General features: G+C 54.5%; 16 protein-coding genes and 1 other RNA gene. 11 read left to right on the top strand and 6 right to left on the bottom strand.

The features are described from left to right. Window positions 1–94: 94 nt before the first annotated feature. Complete coding sequence (locus tag WA429_RS17910; RefSeq protein WP_258548233.1) at window positions 95–700, bottom strand: hypothetical protein; 606 nt, start codon at window positions 698–700, stop codon at window positions 95–97. Between WA429_RS17910 and WA429_RS17905 the strand changes: the two genes are divergently transcribed. From WA429_RS17905 to WA429_RS17890, 4 genes are all read left to right on the top strand, one after another. Further along, window positions 675–1,274, top strand: coding sequence for a hypothetical protein (locus WA429_RS17905; protein WP_242512716.1), 600 nt, complete (start codon window positions 675–677; stop codon window positions 1,272–1,274). The genes WA429_RS17910 and WA429_RS17905 overlap by 26 nt on opposite strands. A gap of 94 nt (window positions 1,275–1,368) precedes the next feature. After that, complete coding sequence (gene corA, locus WA429_RS17900) at window positions 1,369–2,463, top strand: magnesium/cobalt transporter CorA (protein WP_287466213.1); 1,095 nt, start codon at window positions 1,369–1,371, stop codon at window positions 2,461–2,463. Window positions 2,464–2,563: 100 nt separating this feature from the next. After that, window positions 2,564–3,112 (top strand): cysteine hydrolase family protein, encoded by a 549-nt coding sequence (locus WA429_RS17895; protein WP_287466214.1) that lies wholly within the window; start codon window positions 2,564–2,566, stop codon window positions 3,110–3,112. A gap of 80 nt (window positions 3,113–3,192) precedes the next feature. After that, entirely contained in the window at window positions 3,193–3,825 is a 633-nt protein-coding gene (locus WA429_RS17890; RefSeq protein WP_114113716.1) for a pyridoxamine 5'-phosphate oxidase family protein, read from the top strand. Window positions 3,826–3,903: 78 nt separating this feature from the next. On the opposite strand, the gene rnpB is transcribed toward WA429_RS17890, so the two are convergent. The 5 genes from rnpB to WA429_RS17865 form a co-directional block, all read right to left on the bottom strand. Beyond that, an RNA gene (gene rnpB / locus WA429_RS17885) (RNase P RNA component class A) lies at window positions 3,904–4,300 on the bottom strand. A gap of 71 nt (window positions 4,301–4,371) precedes the next feature. After that, window positions 4,372–5,124 (bottom strand): N-acetylmuramoyl-L-alanine amidase, encoded by a 753-nt coding sequence (locus WA429_RS17880; protein ID WP_287466215.1) that lies wholly within the window; start codon window positions 5,122–5,124, stop codon window positions 4,372–4,374. A gap of 5 nt (window positions 5,125–5,129) precedes the next feature. After that, entirely contained in the window at window positions 5,130–6,002 is an 873-nt protein-coding gene (locus tag WA429_RS17875) for a DMT family transporter (protein ID WP_068519534.1), read from the bottom strand. A 220-nt stretch (window positions 6,003–6,222) separates the two neighbouring features. After that, window positions 6,223–8,055, bottom strand: a complete 1,833-nt coding sequence (locus tag WA429_RS17870) for an ATP-binding cassette domain-containing protein (protein ID WP_287466216.1) — start codon at window positions 8,053–8,055, stop codon at window positions 6,223–6,225. Window positions 8,056–8,177: 122 nt separating this feature from the next. After that, complete coding sequence (locus WA429_RS17865; RefSeq protein WP_068519535.1) at window positions 8,178–8,918, bottom strand: TerB family tellurite resistance protein; 741 nt, start codon at window positions 8,916–8,918, stop codon at window positions 8,178–8,180. A 286-nt stretch (window positions 8,919–9,204) separates the two neighbouring features. Between WA429_RS17865 and WA429_RS17860 the strand changes: the two genes are divergently transcribed. The 7 genes from WA429_RS17860 (at window position 9,205) to WA429_RS17830 (ending at window position 21,250) form a co-directional block, all read left to right on the top strand. Beyond that, complete coding sequence (locus WA429_RS17860; RefSeq protein ID WP_287466217.1) at window positions 9,205–11,202, top strand: methyl-accepting chemotaxis protein; 1,998 nt, start codon at window positions 9,205–9,207, stop codon at window positions 11,200–11,202. A gap of 339 nt (window positions 11,203–11,541) precedes the next feature. After that, window positions 11,542–13,503: a methyl-accepting chemotaxis protein gene (locus tag WA429_RS17855; protein ID WP_114113719.1), complete on the top strand. Its 1,962-nt coding sequence runs from the start codon at window positions 11,542–11,544 to the stop codon at window positions 13,501–13,503. 136 nt (window positions 13,504–13,639) lie between these two features. After that, window positions 13,640–14,149 carry a winged helix DNA-binding protein gene (locus tag WA429_RS17850; RefSeq protein ID WP_068519538.1) on the top strand — a complete coding sequence of 170 codons (510 nt, stop codon included), beginning with the start codon at window positions 13,640–13,642 and terminating at the stop codon, window positions 14,147–14,149. A gap of 459 nt (window positions 14,150–14,608) precedes the next feature. Beyond that, window positions 14,609–15,583 carry a TRAP transporter substrate-binding protein gene (locus WA429_RS17845; RefSeq protein WP_068519539.1) on the top strand — a complete coding sequence of 325 codons (975 nt, stop codon included), beginning with the start codon at window positions 14,609–14,611 and terminating at the stop codon, window positions 15,581–15,583. A 133-nt stretch (window positions 15,584–15,716) separates the two neighbouring features. Further along, window positions 15,717–16,229, top strand: coding sequence for a TRAP transporter small permease (locus WA429_RS17840; RefSeq protein ID WP_068519540.1), 513 nt, complete (start codon window positions 15,717–15,719; stop codon window positions 16,227–16,229). Window positions 16,230–16,238: 9 nt separating this feature from the next. Next, complete coding sequence (locus WA429_RS17835; RefSeq protein WP_287466218.1) at window positions 16,239–17,540, top strand: TRAP transporter large permease; 1,302 nt, start codon at window positions 16,239–16,241, stop codon at window positions 17,538–17,540. A gap of 68 nt (window positions 17,541–17,608) precedes the next feature. After that, complete coding sequence (locus tag WA429_RS17830; RefSeq protein ID WP_114113721.1) at window positions 17,609–21,250, top strand: hydantoinase B/oxoprolinase family protein; 3,642 nt, start codon at window positions 17,609–17,611, stop codon at window positions 21,248–21,250. Window positions 21,251–21,447 lie beyond the last annotated feature (197 nt).

The raw sequence follows: 21,447 nt of genomic DNA, 5'->3' as shown, positions 1-21,447 counted from the left end.
ATGTTTGAAATGGATATGCCCCGCATGGCACAGAATTTATGCCTGCTTATGGGGTATCATGGGAAATGATGGGGGTCAATGGGATTTGATGGGGTCAAATGTGACGATTTGGTGTGTTTCTGCGGATTCTGCGGTACATGCGAAAAGCCTGAATTCCCTCAAAAACACATTGAATCACGGTCTTATCCATCTTCTGCCCATAAAATCCCAATTCGGTTCCATGGGAACCCATGGGGCGACCATAAAAAGACCCGATCCATGGGTTTTGATGGTCAGATCGAAAATTGGAATATGATGGGGCGTTCGAAGACAATTTGCGATTTGGCTCCCAATCGGGTTTGATGCGCGGGCGAACTCCTGCAAAATGTCGGGACGGTATTTCCGGAAACCCGGGGCGTTTTACGTCTTGTGATGCCCGGATGATTTCCGGATATGCAGTAGCAAGACCGATCAGATATTTGGTCAAATACTGGCGCGGGGCTGCGTCAGTGAAATGAAGGATGCGATTGTTGCGGATAAAAGCTGCCATTGTGTTAATGGGTTGCATGGTTTGTGCCGGAATATCAGGGACCTTTTTCGCATGGCCCGGTGTCGTCGGGGATGCCCATGCGCAAGGATTGACCATGGACAAGGCCGGCGGCAGCAGTTCCTCGCCTGAGGTGACGTCACCGCAAATGCGCGAACTTTTGCCGCTGATCATGAAGCAGCTTCAAAATAACCCGGAACTGATGTCGCAATTTGGTCTGGGCGGGCTTTCGGGGCTGGGGGCGCTTGATGGTGCTGCGGGTTTGTCGGGTGATGCCGGAACCGGGACTGCCAATATCCCGGGGCTCAATGACGCAATTGCCAAGGCCCTTGCCCAGAAAAATGGTGCAACGGGTGGCGTACCGGCAGGCATTCCCGAACAGGTCAAGCTTTACCGCGAACAATATCATCCGGTCGATATTGATCAGGATGGCCGTATCAGTGCTGACGAAGCCGCATCCTATTCAAGCTGGATGTTCAGGCGGCGTGACATCAATGGCGACAGTGTTCTGGTGGCACGCGAATTTGCCGCAGTTGAACAATTGCCCGGAACGGCCGATGCCAATCGCCAGCGGCTGCGCACCGAAAGCCGGCGTCTGGAATTGTTGTTTCCGACATATGATGCAAACAACGACCAGATGATCAGCAAGGATGAGTTCCTTGATCAGGTGCGTGTTGCCTATGACGAAAAACGCGGAACCAATCCCGATATTGATCCGTTTTCATTCCAGACGGTTCTGCCATTCTGACTGGTGACAGAATTGCAATGGAAACACCATATGACAGCAAAGCAATAATCTGGCATCCGTATCACGCGGCAAGCCGGTCAGGATGGAGAAGCTAATGGATACCAACGAATTTTTCGCCCCTCTCCGGGCAACGGCGGATGACGGCAACAGCGCGGATGCCGCAGTTGCCGAAAATGTTGGTGTCGAAAACGGTGAACCGGCGGCAACCACCGCGCAAGCACCAGCAAAAATCACGGCCAATGCGCTTGGCAAGACAACATCGACCGCGACCAAACAGGATGGTGGCAAGGCTGATCGGACGCCTGTCTGGATTGACCTGTTGTCACCAACGCCTGGCGAAATCCACGATATCGAGGAACGCTTCGGGATCGAGGTGCCGACCCGCGAAGAAATGCAGGAGATCGAGCTGTCATCGCGTCTGTATGACGAAGAGGGCGCACTTTTCATGACGGTTTCGGTTCTGACCCGTGCGACCACGGATGCACCGCAAACAACGGCCGTAACCTTTATCCTGGTCAAGAAAACGCTGATTACCCTGCGCTATGCCGATCCGGTTCCTTTCAAGACATTTATCCGCCGGGTCAAACGCAGCCCGTCACTTGCCAACAGTGCCGAGGCGGTGCTGTTTGGTTTGCTTGAACAGATTGTCGACCGTCTGGCCGATTTGATGGAACAGACAGCAACCGATCTTGAAAACCTGTCCAATCAGGTGTTTGCAAGTCCCGAAGACATTGCCTCGGATCAGGATCACCGTGAAACCCTTCGTCAGATCGGGCGTACCGGCAACCTGTCTGGCAAGGCCAAGGACAGCTTGTTGAACCTGCATCGTCTTGGCTTGTTCCTGTCGACCCAGACGCGCCTGAAAAAGGATGCCAAGGCGCGGCTCAAAGTGATTTCGCGCGATATCGTGTCGATCACCGAACATGCCAACTTTATCGCCAACAAGGTTACGTTCCTGCTGGATGCGACCCTTGGCATGATCAGTCTTGAACAGAACAATATCATCAAGATTTTCTCGGTCGCAGCCGCGGCCTTTCTGCCGCCAACCCTGATCGCCAGCATTTATGGCATGAACTTCGAATTCATGCCGGAACTGGGATGGGAATTCGGCTATCCGGTCGCCATCGGCTTGATGATCCTGTCGGCGGTTTTGCCGCTTTGGTATTTCAAGCGCAAAGGCTGGCTCTGATCATTTGGCAATATTGGTGGGGTGTTTGTCATTTGCGCCAGACAAATTGCTGCTAAAGTCTGCGCCCTGATCTTCCCGTATTGTTATCGGAGCCCCACCCATGACCCGAACCGCCCTGATCCTGATTGATTGGCAGCAAGGATTTGATGATCTTTCCTATTGGGGAAATCGCAATAACCCCGATGCCGAAACCAATGCAGTGCGGTTATTGACCCGTTGGCGCGCAAACGCCTGGCCGGTTATTCACGTCAAGCACAACTCGACCGAACCGCAATCGCGGTTGCATCCCGATCATCGCGGGAATGCCTTCAAGGCGGCACTCGCACCGATGGAGGGCGAGGCGGTCTATGGCAAAAACGTCAATTCGGCCTTTATCGGAACAAGTCTTGAGGCGGACCTGCGCGCACAGGGGATTTCAAAACTGGTGCTATGCGGGATCACGACCGATCATTGTGTGAATACCAGTACACGGATGGCCGGGAATCTTGGCTTTGATGTTGTCATTGCCGCAGATGCCTGTGCGACCTTTGATCGAAGCCTGCCGGACGGGCGGGAATTTCCGGCGGAGCTGGTGCATGACGTGGCACTGGCAAGCCTGAATGGCGAGTTCGCAGCCGTCAAAAATGTTGACCAGATCATAGCTTCGTGACCGGGGTGCTGATCGGTAATTGACTTGCGTTCGCAAGTAACGCACCTTCGGCCCCTGATTCCCGCATAAGGTGCCTTTTGATGACGTCTGCAGAAACCAAAATCGATACGCATGACAAGCTTCGTGCGATTTACGGTGAACCCATGGGGCTTGCCGTTGACAAATGCCTGTCGCGGCTTGATCCGCATTGCAAGCATTTCATTGCACTGGCACCCTTTGCGGTCATTTCTTCTGCTGATGCCAATGGCGACGCCGATGTCAGCCCGCGTGGCGACGGCCCGGGTTTCATCAAGGTTGTCGATGACAACACCATCGTCATGCCGGACCGTCCGGGCAACAATCGTATCGATACATTGGCCAATATCGTCGATAACCCCAAAGTCGGGATGCTGTTTTTTGTTCCGGGCGTGAATGAAACGCTGCGTGTGAATGGCAGGGCTGAAATCAGCATTGACCCGGCGTTGCTTGATCTGTTTGCCGATACGCCCAAACCGCCGATCACCGCGATCAAAATCACGGTGGAGGAAGCCTTCCTGCATTGTGCAAAATCGCTGATGCGTTCCAAGCTTTGGGACGCTGGCACACAGATCGATCGCAAGACGCTTCCGACATTGGGCAAAATGATCAAGGATCAGACCGCGGCCGATTTCCCGGTCGGTACCCAAGAAGAGGCAGATCAGCATTTCGCGCAATCCATCGCAGAGCGCGGCTGAAACCCGGCGTGTTCGGACGACGCATCTGATCGCACAAGGCGGTGACAAATTCAGTCATCGCCTTTTGTTTTGGGAAATAATACCAGATGGCCTGTAAGCCGGGTTCTGTCCATGCGGCGAACCGCACTGGATGGCTATTCATCTGGGACGTCCGTCGCCGAACGCCTCCTGCAACCAACCCGAATGGTGGTGCGAAAACCCACCTGCCGACAATGCCGAAGCACCCGGCCGACCATTCCTATTAGGTTTTGCTCCCGGTGGGGTTTACCATGCGTCCCGCATTGCTGAAGGACCGGTGCGCTCTTACCGCACCCTTTCACCCTTTCCGACAGGCTTGCGCTGTGTCGGTGGTTTGCTTTCTGTGGCACTTTCCCTAGGGTCGCCCCCGCCAGACGTTATCTGGCACCGTGTCTCCGTGGAGCCCGGACTTTCCTCCCCCGTTGTAAACAACAAGGGCAGCCATCCGGCCATCTGGTGGTGCGGATGTAGGTCACATCGATCTGAACGTCAAGCAAAAGCGATGGGGTGGGGAACGTATAAAGCAGCCTATTTGCCAATCATATCGGCAAGGGCAGTGGCAATTGACATGCATTGCCCGTCAAGCACACCCGAAATGTTTTCCGGACGCCAGTGGCGCTGAAATGCGATGGCGCGTTTGATGCGATCATCGTTCTTTTTCGTCTGGTCCTGACCGCTTGCGGGCCAGCCATAACCGATCCGGTCAAGAAGCTTGTCAAAAGCTTCCTGATCAACCGGATGTGCTGTTTTATGGTCTGGTTCGGGCCATATACCGATGCCGTTTTCGGCAAGCAGTTTCCAAGGAAACAGTTCGCCCGGATCTTCCTTGCGATCCGGGGCCATGTCGGAATGGGCTATGATGCGACCAGCGGGGATATTGTGGCGTGCCAGAATTTCCTGACACAGACTGATCACCGATCTGATCTGAATGTCGGGAAAAGGACGATAGCCAAATTCATGCCCCGGATTGACGATTTCGATGCCAATCGAATGGGAATTCACATCGTCGCATTCCTGCCAGCATCCGCGCCCGGCATGCCAGGCGCGTTTGTCTTCGTCAACAAGGGCGAAGATGCGTCCGTCTTCCTCGATCAGGTAATGACTGGAAACCGAACTTTGCGGATCACACAGGCGTTCAAGCGCATCGTTGCCGGTCTGCATCCCGGTATAGTGCAGAACCAGTATATCGACCGGGCAGCCTTCCGGTCGCGGTCCGAAATTGGGCGACGGACGGGATATGATTTCCCCCGTTTTGTGGTCTCGTGACTGCCCGGATGCCATCTGGATCAATCCATGCCCTGTGTTTTGCGCTGAACGGGTTTGCGCAGCATGATGACGGTCACCCCGCACAGCACGACAATCCCGCCAATGATCTTAAGCATTGAAAAGGCTTCGTCAAATACGACAAACGATCCCAGAACGCTGATCACCGGGGCAAGCAGCGACCATGGCACAACCGCGTTCACATCCTGTGTTTTAAGCAAGTGATACCAGAAGCCATATGCAACGATCGATGACATCACAACCGTGAAGCTCAGATTGGCCCAGGCCACCCAACTGGCGTCAAAGACCGCCTGCACCGATCCCGGTTCGAACGCCAGCGACAGGATCAGCAATTGCGGGGTAGCAAACAGCGCCATCCAGCCATTGAGCTGGAAGGTATCAATATCACCAAGCTTCTTGATCATGACATTGGCAACAGCCCACATGAAGGCGGCAAACACCACAAGCAGCAGCGGAAGCTGAAGATCGGTCATGGTCGGATCCCAGAACATGATCGTCACGCCAACAAAGGCCAATGACATGCCCGAAAGCCTTTTCCAGCCAAGCCGGTCATTAAAGAAATAGGTGGCAAGCATTGATGAAAACGGCACGCCAAGCAGGACAATAATCGCCACCGGCCCGGCATCAATCATCGACAGAGCAAAGAACAGTACCCCGAAATGAAGACTGCCGAATGTAACGGAAATGATCGCCAGACGGCCCATGCGCCCGCGTGGCACCCGGGTGAACGGGATCAGCAGGATCGCGACCGCGGCAAAGCGTATGGCCGTAAGCATAAAGGGCGGAATTTCCGCAACGGCACCTTTGACGGTCAGCATGTTGATGCCCCAGATGACGGCAACGGACAGGGCCATAAGCATTGCTTTAAGCGGCATGGAGCAGGCTTTCAATAAGGGGCGGCACGCGCATGTGCCCAATAACGATACATTCCTTTGTCATCTGTTTGCAGCCAAACGACAAATGAGTTCTTTTCAATCGAGAATATCTGATCGTGCCAGAAACACGCGCAAGACAAGTGTGACCCGGTGTTTACATCACGTAAAGCAGCAGGGCGCAAAAGATGCCAGATGGAATTTTCGGGTGTCGGTTGGGCTCTTATCCCAGACCGAGTTCCTCGCGCAGCATTTCAAGTTCCAGCCAGCGTTCTTCGGATGCTTCAAGCTCGCTTCTTGCGGCATCAAGGCGGTCGACCTTTTTCTGAAATCCGGTCGGGTCCTTGGTGAACAGGGTGCTGTCCGAAAGCGCGTCCTCAAGCGTTTTGATTTCCGCTTCCAGCTTTGCCATCGCCCCGGGCAGGTTGTCATATTCGCGCTGATCCTTGTAGCTCAGCTTCGAAGATGATTTCGGTTTTGCCGGTGTTGATGATGATGTGCCTGTTGATTTCTTGGCCTGCTTGGCGGCGGATTTGTCTTCTTTGGCCGGTTCTGCGCGCGAAAGTTTGCGCTGGGTGATGTAATCGGAATAGCCGCCTGCATATTCAACAGCCGTTCCGTCGCCTTCCATAACGATGGAAGACGTCACAACACGGTCAAGGAAGTCACGATCGTGGCTGACCAGAAGAAGCGTGCCTTCATAGTCATCCAGCATTTCCTGAAGCAGATCGAGCGTATCCATATCCAGATCGTTGGTCGGCTCGTCCATGATCAGAAGGTTGGTCGGCTTTGCCAGCAATTTCGCCAAAAGCAGACGGTTGCGTTCCCCACCCGAAAGGGCGCCAACGGGGCTTCTGGCCTGTTTTTCATCAAACAGGAAATCGCGCAGATAGCTGACCACATGGCGCGGATTGCCGCGCACCATCACCTGGTCACCGCCAACATCACACAGCGTATCCCAAAGCGTCTTGTCGTCATCAAGCGCGATACGCTTCTGATCGAAATAGCTGGGATTAAGGTTGGTACCGATCTTGATCGTGCCACTGTCAGGTTCAAGCTGCCCGGTCAGCATTTTAAGCAGGGTGGTTTTACCCGCCCCGTTCGGGCCGATGATGCCAACCTTGTCGCCGCGCAGGATACGGGTCGAGAAATCGGCAATGATCTGGCGGTCGCCAAATGACTTGGCGATGTCGGTGGCTTCGATCACGACCTTGCCCGACGTTTCGCCGGCCTCGGCGGCAAGCGATACATTGCCGATGCGGTCAACCTGTTTGGAACGCTGTTCGCGCATGTCGTAAAGACGGCGCAGACGGCCCTGGTTGCGTTTGCGGCGGGCCGAAATGCCCTGCACGGACCAGACGGTTTCCTGTGCGATCAGCTTATCAAGCTTTGCGCGTTCTTCGGCTTCCTTGCGATAGATTTCCTCGGACCATTCTTCGAACTTGGCAAAGTTGATCGCCCCCTGATGCATGACACCGCGATCAAGCCAAAGGACACCGTTCGACACCGCATTCAGGAATGCACGGTCATGCGAAATCACCACGACGGCGCCGCGGAAATTCTTGATCTCGCCTTCAAGCCATTCAATGGTCGGAAGGTCGAGATGGTTGGTCGGCTCATCAAGCAACAGAACCTGCGGATCGGCAATCAGGGCACGCGCAATTGCCGCACGGCGGCCTTCGCCACCCGACAGGCTTTTGGGATCGGCCTTGGGATCAATATCTACCGACGCCAGCAACATGTCGGAACGATAGGCATATTCCTGTTCATGTTCGTCCAGTGCCGAAAGAACGAAATCTTCGACCGTGTCATAGCCGTCAAATTTCGGTTCCTGATTAAGATAGGCAACCTTGCAGCCCGGCTGGACAAAACGTTCGCCGCCATCGGATTCGATTTCGCCGGCGATGATTTTCAGAAGGGTGGATTTCCCGCCGCCGTTACGCCCGACCAGACATAGCCGGTCACGTTCGCCAATGGCAAATGACACATCGGAAAACAGATCATTGCCGCCAAAGGTCAGGCGAATGTCATTAATATTGATCAGCGGTGGCGCCATGGAAAAACCGATAAGCTTGAGTTCAGAAAACAGGTCACTGTGACAGGTCCCCTGCAAACAGCAATTTGGGTGCCGTTGCAAGGGAAATCATCTGTCAGCCGTTACGTTCCGCTGTTTTGCAATTAGCGGATACCACGTTCCTTGCGGATTTGATCCCACGCGGCATTGATGCGGGCCATCTTGTCATTCGCCTGTTCGATAAATTCAGGCGGCATGCCCTTGGCCATCAAGGTGTCGGGATGGTTTTCGCGCGACAATTTGCGATGTGCTGCTTTCAGTTCATCGTCACTGGCATCGCGGGTCACGCCAAGCTGTTCATAAGGATCGGCACCGTTCGATGCGGTATAGGCGTGATGGACGCGGTCAAAGTCAACATCGGCAAACCCGAAGATATGGGCGACTTTTTTCAAATATGCCTGTTCTGCCGGATGCAATTCGCCATCGGCCATCGCGATCTGGTAAAGCGCTTCGAGAATGCCTTCCAGAAGGGCGTGTTCGCCGCGGAACATGGTGGCGATTTGCCGCGCATAGATTTCAAACCCGTCCGAGGATGCGCGCGCCATATCAAAGATACGCCCGACATTCTTTTCCTCGCCCGGCGGGATATGAAAGACGCGTTTGAATGCGTTGATTTCATCACGGCTGACATGGCCGTCAACCTTGGCCATCTTGGCGGCCAGCACGATTACACCCGTGGCAAAGGCAACCTGTCTCGGGTCATGCCCGCCAAGCTGCGGTCCGCCATTTGCCGCACTTTTGATCTTGTCAACGACATGGCCGGCTGTTGCGCCAAGAATTGCGCCAAGTGGTCCGCCCAAGGCAAAACCTGCGGCTCCGCCAATAATTTTGCCCCAGATACTCATTCTGTACTCATGCTTTGCTCATGGGTGAATTGCGTCCTGATTTCTGTGTCGATTGCGGCACGGTGGTATTCGTCCGGCAAGATTACCATCTTTCCAGAACAACCAACATAGTTCGCAGAGCGCGGAAATAAATGGCGAATTGGCTTTATTTCCGACTGAACACACCCGGTTTCACCCATCGGTCTATACTTAAGTGTTTATTGATCTACTTTGGGTGGGGTGTTTCTATGACAGCCGTGTAACAAGAACAATAACGCACATGGACTGGATTTTAGGGGGGTGAAACATGTCTTTCTTGTCGCGTATGAAGCTTGTCTATCAGATTTCACTGATAAGTATTGTCGCACTGGTCATTTTTGCTGTTGTCGGAACGACCCAGTTTGTCGCAGATCAGCAACGGCAGTCCGCACAGGAAATTGCCAAGGCCGCGACCGCCGATCAGCTTGTGGTGGACGGAATTTCGCGGGAATTCCTTAATGCCCGACGCCATGAAAAGGATTTTGTTCTTCGTAAAAGCGAAGAATATATTACCTCTCATAGCGAGGCGGCGGCTTCGGTGCGTAGCGGGCTTGAAGAACTTGCCGGGCGCAAGGAAATCGGCGAACTGATCGGTCAGGTAGATCAGGCAAGAGCCGCCTTTGAAGACTATGTCAGCGAATTTGCCAATGTGGTCGAACTGCAACGCAAGGTCGGGCTGGATGCCAGTTCCGGCCTGCTTGGTGAAATGCGCGAAGCTGCCTCCGAAGTGGAAACCGCGCTTGGCAAGATTGCCCAGCTTGAAGCAATGCTGGGACTTTCCAACACCAAGGATATTTCAATTGCGGTTCTTAAGATGCGTCGCGATGAAAAGGATTTCCTGGCCACCCTTGATCCTGTCTATGTCAGCAATGTGGATGCCACAGCCAAGGAATTTGACGCGGCCCTGCAAAAGGCAGGCAGCATTCAGGACGAAAAGAAGGCCGAACTGGCCAAGCTGATGACATCCTATATCGCGGACTTCAAGGCGCTGGCCGATGCCGTTCTTGCCCGCGAGGAATCGCTTGCGCAACTTAGTGTCTATTACAGTGCGGTCGAGCCGGTTCTGGTGGAACTCAGCAATTCCATCGGCGAGGTCGCCGAACGAATGCAGATGCAGGCCGAAGAAATTGCCCATACCGGGGTTCAGGTTACCTTCGCAATCTTTATCGCCGGTGCGCTGGTGCTGATTTTGTTATCGATCATTCTGGCGCGTGCGATCGTGCGCGCGATTACCGGCCTGACAGGCAAGATGGCCCGTCTGGCCAAGAATGACTTTGACGTCAAACTTGAAGAAGCAGATCGCAAAGACGAGATCGGCGAAATGGGACGGTCGGTTGTGGTGTTTCGTGAAAACGGACTGGAACGCCAGAAACTCGAAGCCCAGCAACGCGAACTGGATGAAAAGCAGCGCAAACGCATCGAAAGCCAGGAAAAGCACATTCGCGAATTTGACAATGATGTTGTCGCCATGATGAGCGAGGTGGGAACCGCCGTGCAGCAGCTCCATGCGGTATCGGAAACCCTGCGCAGCAGTGCGGCCACGGCCAATGAGCAATCAACAACCGTTTCGGCCGGAACGGAAGAAGCATCGTCAAATGTCCAGCTGGTTGCGACCGCGGCAACCGAACTTTCGGCATCGATCCATGAAATTGCCGGGCAGGTCAGTGATACATCGCAAATGGCCATATCGGCCAGCCAGCGCGCGCAGACAACCAACGAGGATATCCAAGGTCTTAATGCCGCCGCCGTGCGCATTGGCGAGGTGATCGGTCTGATCAACGATATTGCGGGACAGACCAATTTGCTTGCGCTGAACGCAACGATCGAAGCCGCCCGGGCGGGCGAAGCGGGCAAGGGATTTGCCGTGGTCGCGAGCGAGGTCAAAAACCTTGCCAATCAGACGGCAAAGGCCACCGAAGACATCACATTGCAGATCAATGAAATCCAGCAGGCAACGCTTTCGGCCGTTGAGGCAATTGACGAAATCGTGCGCATGATCACCGATATCAGCGAACGTGCATCGGCTGTTGCTGCTGCTGTTGAACAGCAAACCGTTGCCACCAGCGAGATTTCGCAGAATGTCGAACAGGCTGCATCGGCGACCAGTGAAATTTCATCGGCAATGCAAGGCGTGTCATCGGCGGTTGCCGGCACCACAGAAGCCGCAACTGACGTGCGCGGTTCGGCCGACAACCTTGGTCGTCAAAGTGACAGTTTGAGTGAACGGATTGATCAGTTTCTTGCGCGGATGCGGGCTGTCAGCTGATCGGTTATCGGGCTGGCTGACGTCACAATTCTATCCGAAAGGAGGGGGAAGATTCGTCTTCCCCCTTGTTTTGTTTGTGGGCGGTGCAAATGTATTTCGGTATCGCGCATGCGAGCACGGATGCGAATTTCGTTTCGCGTCAACGCGCTGACATCGGTGTCGAAAACGGGTACTTGTCACAAAACTGTAACAATTGCCTTCTGATAAACCAGCCACCGCATCCCAACCTAAAAGGTTTGGGGCGACCGGATGTTTGTGCAGTGCCGTTGTAGGTTGGCTTGTGCCTGTCATGTCGCGTCTCACACTTTTGGACAGGTCCGGTAAGGCTTGGGGGTTTAGATGAATTTCCTTTCACGCATGAAGCTTCTTTATCAGATTTCGCTGATCGGGGCGGTGGCGCTTGTGATCTTTGTGGTTGTTGCAGCGGTACAGTTCGTTGCCGACCAACAGCGCCAGTCAGCGCAAATGGCAGCACAGGAAGCATTTGACGATCGTTTGATTGCCGATGAAATATCGCGCGATTTCTTGCATGCCCGTCGGCGTGAAAAGGACTTTCTTCTAAGGCTCGATGAAAAATACGTCACCCAGCATGCCGAAGTCGTCGAACGTGTAAGTTCGGGGCTGGCAACGCTTGAAGCAGATCCGGAACTGGCGGAATCTGCTGCTGAAATCGCGCAGATCAAGGAAGCCTTTGCAAACTATGCTGCGGAATTCGCGACCATCGTTGCTCTGCAACGTGAAATCGGTCTGGACGAAGAAGGCGGCCTTTTGGGCCGTTTGCGTGGTTCGGTCCACAATGTCGAAGAAGCGCTTGCGAAATACAAGGCAGACAATCTGACCGTCATCATGTTGATGATGCGTCGCCATGAAAAAGACTTCCTGGCCCGTATCGATGAAAAATATGTCGATCGTATTGATCAGCGTTTGGCCGAATTCGGACCGGCACTGGCGGCATCCGACATTCCGGCTGCGGAAAAGGCCAATATCACAAAGTTGATGAATTCCTATGTTGCGGACTTCAAGGCGCTGGCAGGAAAGATCCTGCAACGAAATGCCGAACTGGGATTGTTGTCGGATTATTACGCACAGGCCGAACCGGTGCTTGAAGCGCTTAGCGCATCCATTGCGGAAACCGCCGCACTGGAAAAACAAAAAGCTGAACAGATCGCCAAAACCAGCCTGACCATCACGGTTGCGATGTATGTGATCGGGGTGATTGCGCTTCTGGGGCTTTCTGTTTTGTTGTCGCGCGCGATTGTCCGTGCGATCGGCGGATTGACCAACAAGATGACCCGTCTGGCTGAAAATGACTTTGACGTTGATATCAACGAGGTCAATCGTGCCGATGAAATTGGTGAAATGGGTCGTGCGGTTCTGATTTTCCGTGAAAACGGGATTGAGCGTGTCAAACTTGAAGCGGCCCAAAAAGCCGATGACGAGCGCCGCCGCAAACGCATGGAAACCCAGGAACAGTATATTCAGGAATTCGATCAGGCAGTTGTCGCCGTGATGGCCGACGTTGCTGTTGCTGTCAAACAGCTTCATCAGGTGTCAAACGTTCTGCGCAGCAGTGCAGACACAGCCGCCGACCAGTCGATGGCCGTTTCATCCGGCGCAGAAGAGGCGTCATCAAATGTGCAGCTTGTGGCAACGGCTGCGACCGAACTTGCCGCATCCATTAACGAGATTTCCGGTCAGGTGACCGAAACATCGTCCATGGCCCAATCGGCGACCGAACGGGCTCGGTCAACCAATGACAATATCCAGGGGCTGAATGATTCCGCTATCAAGATTGGCGAAGTCATCGGGTTGATCAGTGATATTGCCGGTCAGACCAATCTGTTGGCCCTTAACGCCACGATTGAGGCTGCCCGTGCCGGTGACGCCGGCAAAGGCTTTGCCGTGGTCGCAAGCGAGGTCAAAAACCTCGCCAACCAGACCGCCAAGGCGACCGAGGATATCACCATCCAGATCAATGATATCCAGCAGGCAACCGGCATTGCTGTCAGTGCGATTGATGAAATCGTGACCATGATTGCCGAAATCAGTGAACGGGCTGCCGCCGTCGCCGCTGCGGTGGAACAGCAAACCGTCGCCACCAGCGAGATTTCGCAAAATGTCGAACAGGCAGCCGCCGGGACCGAGGAAATTTCATCGGCGATGCAAGGTGTGTCTGCTGCTGTTGGTGAAACCAACAGTGCCGCAACCGAAGTCCATCATTCAGCGGACAATCTTGGCCGTCAAAGCGGGGACCTTCGGGCCCAGATTGACGGTTTCCTGGAACGGATGCGCTCACTTTAATGACGAAATGTCGATAACAAACAGCAGCCGGGTCTTTACCCGGCTGCTTTTATTGCGATAAAATCCCGACAAACTTGTGGCGTTTTACAGAAATAGACCGCAATAACAGTATAGATACGAAAGCAGGAAATGTCGGATGGCTGATAAACCACGTATTGTTTCATCGTCGCATCTTGTATCGGAACGCGCCGCAGAACTCTCGGAGCTTGAATTCGCGCTGATCCTTTCAGGCAACGCATTCAACCGCTGGATGGTTCGATGCATGCGCGCGGCCGGGATGCCGGATGTATCGGTTCTCGACATTCTTGTTCTGCACAATGTCAATTCGCGCGAACGCGAAAAAAGCCTTTCGGAAGTGTGCTTTGTGCTGAATGTCGAAGACAGCCATCTTGTGAATTACTCGCTTAAAAAGCTTCGCAAGCTTGGCCTTGTCGAAGGTGTGAAGCGCGGCAAGGAAGTCCATTACGGTACGACTGCCGACGGGCGCGCCATGTGTGAAAAATACCGCGAAGTCCGCGAAGCCTGTCTTGTCGAAACGTTCCAGCGCCTTGGTGTGAATAGTCAGGAAGTCGGCGATGTTGCCAAGACGCTCCGCGCTATTTCCGGTGTCTATGATCAGGCATCGCGCGCGGCAAGTGCGATGTAATCCGGAAACGCAGATCGGGGCGTGCATGCGCGAATGCATGTTGCTCCAGTGCTTCCGGCCAATGTGTTTCTGACTAATGTGTTTCTGACTAATGTGTTTCTGACTAATGTGTTTCTGACTAATGTGTTTCTGATCAGTGTGTGTCTGATCAACATGCTTTTGATCAATGGAATCCAGCAGGCGGTGGTCCCCACGGGGACGCCGCCTGTCTTTGTTTGATCTGTCCGGATCCGTTTTTCACGTGGCCTAAAATATGGTGTTGTTCGGCGGAGGTGCATGTTTTCCAATGGTTTGACCGCAGATGTGGGGTCGGGCAAAGGCCGGGCTTTGCAGATTTTGCATGGTAGTTATGAAATTACATTGACAATTTGTCAGTAAAATGTGATCAAGATGTCGGGTGATTAATTTGGAGTCTCTGCTATCCTGACTCCACGCCTCAACACACAGGGAGACTTATCAATGCTGAAAAAAGCACTTTCGACGGTTGCTGTTGCTGCCATCACCATGTCGGCCGGTTTGGCGGCTGCTGCAGAAAAATGGGATATGGCAACGCCGTACCCGGATGCGACCTTCCACACCCAGAATATTATCGAATTTGCCAAGGACGTGAATGACGCGTCGGGTGGTGAACTGACCATCACCGTTCATTCCGGTGGTTCGCTTTTCAAACATGCAGACATCAAGCGTTCGGTTCAGCGCGGTCTGGTTCCGATCGGCGAAACCCTGATTTCGCTGCTGGCCAACGAAAACCCGATCTACACCGTTGATGCGATCCCGTTCCTTGCAACGTCCTATGACGATGCGAAAAAGCTTTGGGAAGTCTCGCGCGCCGGTATCGAAGCCGCACTGGAAAAAGACGGCCTTAAAGTTCTCTATGCTGTTCCGTGGCCGGCACAGGGTCTTTATACCGCAAACCCGGTGAACAAGGTCGAAGACCTCGAAGGTGTTAAATTCCGCGCTTACAACTCGACCACTTCGCAGCTTGCCGATCTGACCGGCATGGTTGCCACCCAGGTTGAAGTTCCGGAAATCCCGACTGCATTTGCAACCGGTATTGTTGAAGCAATGATCACCTCGCCGTCGACCGGTGCCAACTCCAAGGCATGGGACTTCGTTTCGAACTTCTATGACGTTCAGGCATGGCTTCCGAAAAACATGGTCGTCGTGAATGCAAAGTCGTTCGACCGTCTGCCGGCTGAAACCCAGAAAGCCGTTCTTGACGCTGCTGCCAAAGCCGAGACCCGCGGTTGGGAAATGAGCATGGCCGAAGCTGACGAGAAGAAAAAAGTTCTGGCTGACAACGGCATGAACGTTGCTGCGCCGAGCGATGAACTGAAGGCCGGTCTGGCCAAAGCCGGTGAAACCATGGTTTCCGAGTGGCTTGAAAAAACCGGCGATGAAGGTGCTGCCATCATCGACGCCTTCAAGAACTAAGGTTCTTTCGTCTTTCGGGATCGGGCAGACGTCGTCCTCTGTCCGGTCCCGGACAAACCCCACAATTTGATGTTACTGTTCTTAGGGAACAATCAATCAGCATCGCGACATCGCGGGCGGAAAGGGGACTGCTGTGCGCAGATCACTAAATTACTTATTCAAGTTCAGTGCCGGGCTGGCCGCAGTTTTTATGGTCGCGATCGCACTTCTTATTCTGGCGCAATCGCTTGGCCGTCTGGTTGGAATTGCGGTGCATGACGCGAACGAGCTGGCCGGTTTCTGTTTGGCGGCGGGAACGTTCCTGGCACTTGGTCCGGCACTGCGCGCCGGGACCCATATCCGGGTCATGATCATATTGTCCCATCTTCAGGGCGGGCTGCGCCGCGTGATCGAAAGCATCACGCTTCTGGCGGCAACTTTCCTTGGCGGATATTTCGCCTGGTGGATGGCGGTTCTTGCCGAAGAAAGCTTTTCCTATGGCGATACGTCGCCCGGTGTTCTTGCCTTTCCGCTTTGGATCCCACAGGCCGCAATGGCCTTTGGCCTGATCGTCTTTACCATCGGCATGATCGAAGCACTGGTTGATACCGTTGCCGGTCGTCAGGCTGCCTTCGCTGCTGGCGAAGCAAACGAATTGAACGAATAGGGGACGGTCGTGGAAGTACTTGAAATTGGCCTGATCCTGATGGGGTTGTTGTTCCTGTTCCTTGGGGCAGGATTGTGGGTTGCCCTGTCACTGTTTGCCATCGGCGTTTTCGCACTTGATTTCTTTACCAGTGCCCAGACCGGCCCGATCATCGCAACGACTGCCTGGTCAAGCCTGGCGACATGGTCGCTGGCCCCGCTGCCGCTGTTTATCTGGATGGGGGAAATCCTGTTCCGGTCGCGCCTGTCAGAAGACATGTTTACCGGTCTTGCACCTTGGCTCAATAAACTCCCGGGTCGTTTGTTGCATGTGAATGTTCTGGGCTGTGGCATCTTTGCTGCGGTGTCGGGATCGTCTGCGGCGACCGCTGCGACCATCGGGCGCATGTCGATCCCCGAATTGCGCAAGCAGGGCTATGCCGACAAGCTGATCCTTGGCACGCTGGCCGGGTCGGGGACGCTTGGGCTTTTGATCCCGCCATCGATCATTCTGATTGTCTATGGCGTGTCTGCCGAACTGTCGATTGCGCGTCTGTTCATTGCCGGTGTTTTGCCCGGTGTCATGCTGATCATTTTGTTCATGAGCTTCGTTGGCATCTGGGCCACGATGAACAAGGACAAAATGCCCCCGGCAGAACCAAGCATTCCGTTTGGCGAAAAAGTCCGCGCTTCAGGTCGCCTGATCCCGGTGATTGCCCTGATCTCGGCTGTGATCGGGTCGATCTATGGCGGTGTTGCCACCCCGACCGAAGCCGCGGCATTCGGTGTTGTCGGTGCGCTGATCCTGTCGCGACTAAGCGGTTCCTTGACCAAGGAAAGCCTGATTGACGGGATCATGGGGGCGACCCGCACATCCTGCATGATCTGCTTTATCCTGGCAGGTGCGGCTGTTCTGACCGTTGCCATGGGCTTTACCGGGATCCCGCGTGAACTTGCGGCCTGGATTGCGCAGATGGATCTGTCGCCCTATGCGCTTTTGGCGGCACTCACCGTGTTCTTCATTGTTCTTGGTTGCTTCCTTGACGGGATTTCGGTGGTGGTTCTGACCACCTCGGTCATCCTGCCGATGGTTCAGGCTGCCGGGATCGATTTGTTGTGGTTTGGTATCTATGTGGTGCTGGTGGTCGAAATGTCGCAGATCACCCCGCCCGTGGGTTTCAACCTGTTCGTTTTGCAAGGCCTGACAGGCAAGAACCTGTTTGCCATTGCACTGGCTGCTTTGCCGTTCTTCTTCCTGCTGTTGCTTGCTGTTTTGCTGATTACCGTATTCCCGGAAATCGCAACATGGCTGCCCCAGCAAATGAATGGCTGACCGGCCTTTTGAAGATCTGATCGTTCGCACAGAATTTTATGACTACAGATGCCCAAGGAGTAAGCATCATGGCTTCTCACGACCAAAATTCCCCCGCTTCGCAGACATCGGGACAGCCGAAATGGCAGTTCTGGATCGATCGCGGCGGTACCTTTACCGACATCGTGGCGCGTAAGCCGGACGGATCGCTTGTCACTCACAAGCTGCTTTCGGAAAACCCGGAACGTTATCGCGATGCCGCCATTCAGGGCATTCGTGAACTGCTTGAAGTCCCCGCTGGCGAGAAAATCCCGGCCGAGAAAATCGAAGCCGTCAAAATGGGCACTACGGTTGCGACCAACGCCCTTCTTGAACGTAAAGGCGACCGCACGGTTCTGGTCACCACCAAGGGCTTCCGCGATGCGCTGCGTCTTGCCTATCAGAACCGCCCGCGTCTGTTTGATCGCAATATCAAATTGCCCGAAACCCTTTATGAAAGCGTGATCGAGGCCGATGGTCGTTTCGACGCGCAGGGGACGGAACTGACCCCGCTTGATCGCGACAATCTGCGCAAGGACCTTCAGGCGGCGTTTGATTCCGGCATTCGTGCCTGTGCAATCGTCTTCATGCATGGGTATCGTTACACCGCCCATGAAAATGCGGCGGCTGAAATCGCCCGTGAAGTCGGCTTTACCCAGGTTTCGGTCAGTCACGAAGTCAGCCCGCTGATGAAGCTGGTATCGCGTGGTGACACCACGGTTGTTGATGCCTATCTGTCGCCGATCCTGCGTCGTTATGTCGATCAGGTGGCATCCGAACTGGGCGGCGTGAAACTGATGTTCATGCAGTCCAACGGTGGCCTGACCGATGCCGCCAAATTCCAGGGCAAGGACGCAATCCTGTCCGGTCCGGCGGGCGGTGTTGTCGGCATGGTCCGTACTGCTGAAATGGATGGCTTCAAACAGGTCATCGGTTTCGATATGGGCGGCACGTCGACCGACGTTTCGCATTATGACGGCGAATATGAACGCGATTTCGAAACCCAGGTCGCCGGTGTGCGCATGCGTGCGCCGATGATGAAAATCCACACGGTTGCGGCCGGTGGCGGTTCGATCCTGCATTTCGATGGCGCACGTTTCCGTGTTGGCCCTGACAGTGCCGGTGCAAATCCGGGCCCGGCGGCCTATCGCCGTGGCGGTCCGCTTGCGGTGACCGATATCAATGTCATGCTGGGCAAGGTTCAGCCGGACTTCTTCCCCAATGTCTTTGGCCCCGAAGGCAACGAGCCGCTTGATGCCGATGCGGTACGCAGCGGTTTCGAAGCCATGGCCGCCAAGATCAAGGAAAGCACCGGTCAGGTCAGAACACCCGAAGAAGTCGCCGAAGGCTTCCTGCGTATTGCCGTTGAAAACATGGCAAACGCGATCAAACAGATTTCGGTTCAGCGCGGCTATGACGTAACGGATTATATCCTGCAATGCTTTGGCGGTGCCGGTGGGCAGCATGCCTGCCAGGTGGCCGATACCCTTGGCATGACCAAGGTATTTGTCCATCCGTTCGCCGGTGTCCTGTCGGCTTATGGTATGGGTCTTGCCGATATTCGTGCGATGCGCGAACAGGCGGTCGAGGCGAAGCTTGCCTCTGATGCGCTTTCCGGTCTGGATGAACAGCTTGATGCGTTGGCCGTTGATGCCCGTGCCGAACTGCATGAACAGGGTATTGGCGATGCCAAGATCACCATGCTTAAAAAGCTGCATCTGCGCTATGACGGCACCGACACCCCGCTGATCGTTGATTTCGGTGATGTCGATAGCATCAAGGCCCAGTTCGAAGAACAGCACAAGCAGCGCTATGGCTTTGTCATGGACGAGAAGCCGCTGGTCGTCGAAGCTGTCGCGGTTGAGGCCATCGGTGAAACCCAAAGCCTTCCGGATGCCGAAGCCGAAGCAACCAACGACAATGTGGCGATCACAGCCCTTGCGACCCGTCCGGTGGTGTTTGATGGCAAAACAGAAGATACCCCGTTCTACAAACGTGAAGACCTGAAACCGGGTGCGACCGTGCGCGGCCCGGCTGTGATTGTGGAGCCGGTTGGTACCACCGTGATTGATCCGGGCTGGGAAGCCAAGGTCAATGGCCGTGACCATCTGGTTCTGACCCGTGTGGTTGCCATGAAACGGTCTGAAGCCATCGGCACCCAGGCCGATCCGGTGATGCTGGAAGTCTTCAATAACCTGTTCATGAATATTGCCGAACAGATGGGCGTTACCCTTGCCAACACCTCGTACTCGGTGAATATCAAGGAACGTCTGGACTTCTCGTGCGCCCTGTTTGATCAGGAAGGCCAACTGATCGCCAACGCACCGCATATGCCGGTCCATCTTGGATCGATGGGTGAGTCGGTTCAGGCTGTTATGCGTAACAATGTCGGCACCATGAAGCCGGGCGATGTCTATATGCTGAACGACCCGTATAACGGCGGGACGCATTTGCCGGACATCACCCTGATCACACCGGTCTTTGGCGATGATGGCAAAGACATCCTGTTCTATGTCGCATCGCGTGGTCACCATGCCGATGTTGGCGGGATTACGCCGGGGTCGATGGCGCCGAATTCACGCATTCTCGAAGAAGAAGGCGTTCTGATCGACAACTTCAAACTGGTTGATCAGGGCAAATTTGACGAAGCCGGCCTGACCGCCCTTCTCGAAGGGGCAAAATACCCGGCCCGTAACCCGTATCAGAACATCGCCGATCTGCGCGCACAGATCGCGGCTAACGAAAAAGGCGTGCAAGAACTGCGCAAGATGGTCGATCACTTTGGCCTTGATGTTGTTCATGCCTATATGGGCCATGTTCAGGACAATGCCGAAGAAAGCGTTCGTCGCGTGATTGATGTTCTCAAGGATGGCGAGTTCTCCTATGAAATGGACAATGGTGCGGTCGTTAAGGCCAAGGTCACCATCCATAAGGAAACCCGTTCGGCGACGGTTGATTTCACCGGCACGTCCGATCAGCTTGATAACAACTTCAACGCCCCGTCGGCTGTGACCCGTGCAGCGGTTCTTTATGTCTTCAGAACCCTTGTTGATGATGACATTCCGCTCAATGCCGGGTGCCTGAAGCCGGTCAATCTGATCGTGCCCGAAGGATCGATGCTCAATCCGCGTTATCCGGCCGCCGTTGTTGCCGGTAACGTTGAAACGTCCCAGCATGTCACCGATACCCTTTATGCCGCCCTTGGCGTCATGTCGGGTGCACAAGGGACCATGAACAACTTCACCTGGGGCAATGATACGCATCAGTATTATGAAACCATCTGTGGCGGTTCGGGTGCCGGTCCTGATTTTGACGGCACCAGCGGTGTTCACACCCATATGACCAATTCGCGCCTGACCGATCCGGAAGTCCTTGAATGGCGCTTCCCGGTCATGCTCGAAAGCTTTGAAATCCGCAAAGGGTCGGGTGGTAACGGCAAGTTCAAGGGCGGCGATGGCACGACCCGTCGTGTCCGCTTCCTCGAAGACATGACCGCATCGATCCTGTCCAACCACCGTCGCGTGCCCAACCAGGCCGTTGCCGGTGGCGAACCGGGCAAACTTGGTCGCAACGCCATCGAACGTGTCGACGGTACCGTGATCGAGCTGAAAGGCACCGACGGGGCAGAAATGCATCCGGGTGATGTCTTCATCATCGAAACCCCGGGCGGTGGTGGTTACGGCAAGGCCTAAGGGTTCTTGCCAACCCCATCTTCCGGTTTGACCAGAAACACCGGTTTTCCCCCAAACCTTCGGTGTTTCTGGTCCGGGGTTTTAACCCCGGCCTCCCTGTTGAACTTCCTGCCGCCCCTGAGTTTCCTCACGGGCGGCTTTTTCTTGATGTTGGCAATATCGTCCCTACATGCATGAGGGGACACTTCATTAAAAAT

This window comes from Thalassospira sp. CH_XMU1420-2 (genome assembly GCF_037029325.1).
In the GTDB taxonomy this organism is placed as follows: domain Bacteria; phylum Pseudomonadota; class Alphaproteobacteria; order Rhodospirillales; family Thalassospiraceae; genus Thalassospira; species Thalassospira povalilytica.
This window is presented reverse-complemented; position numbering and strand designations above follow the sequence as displayed.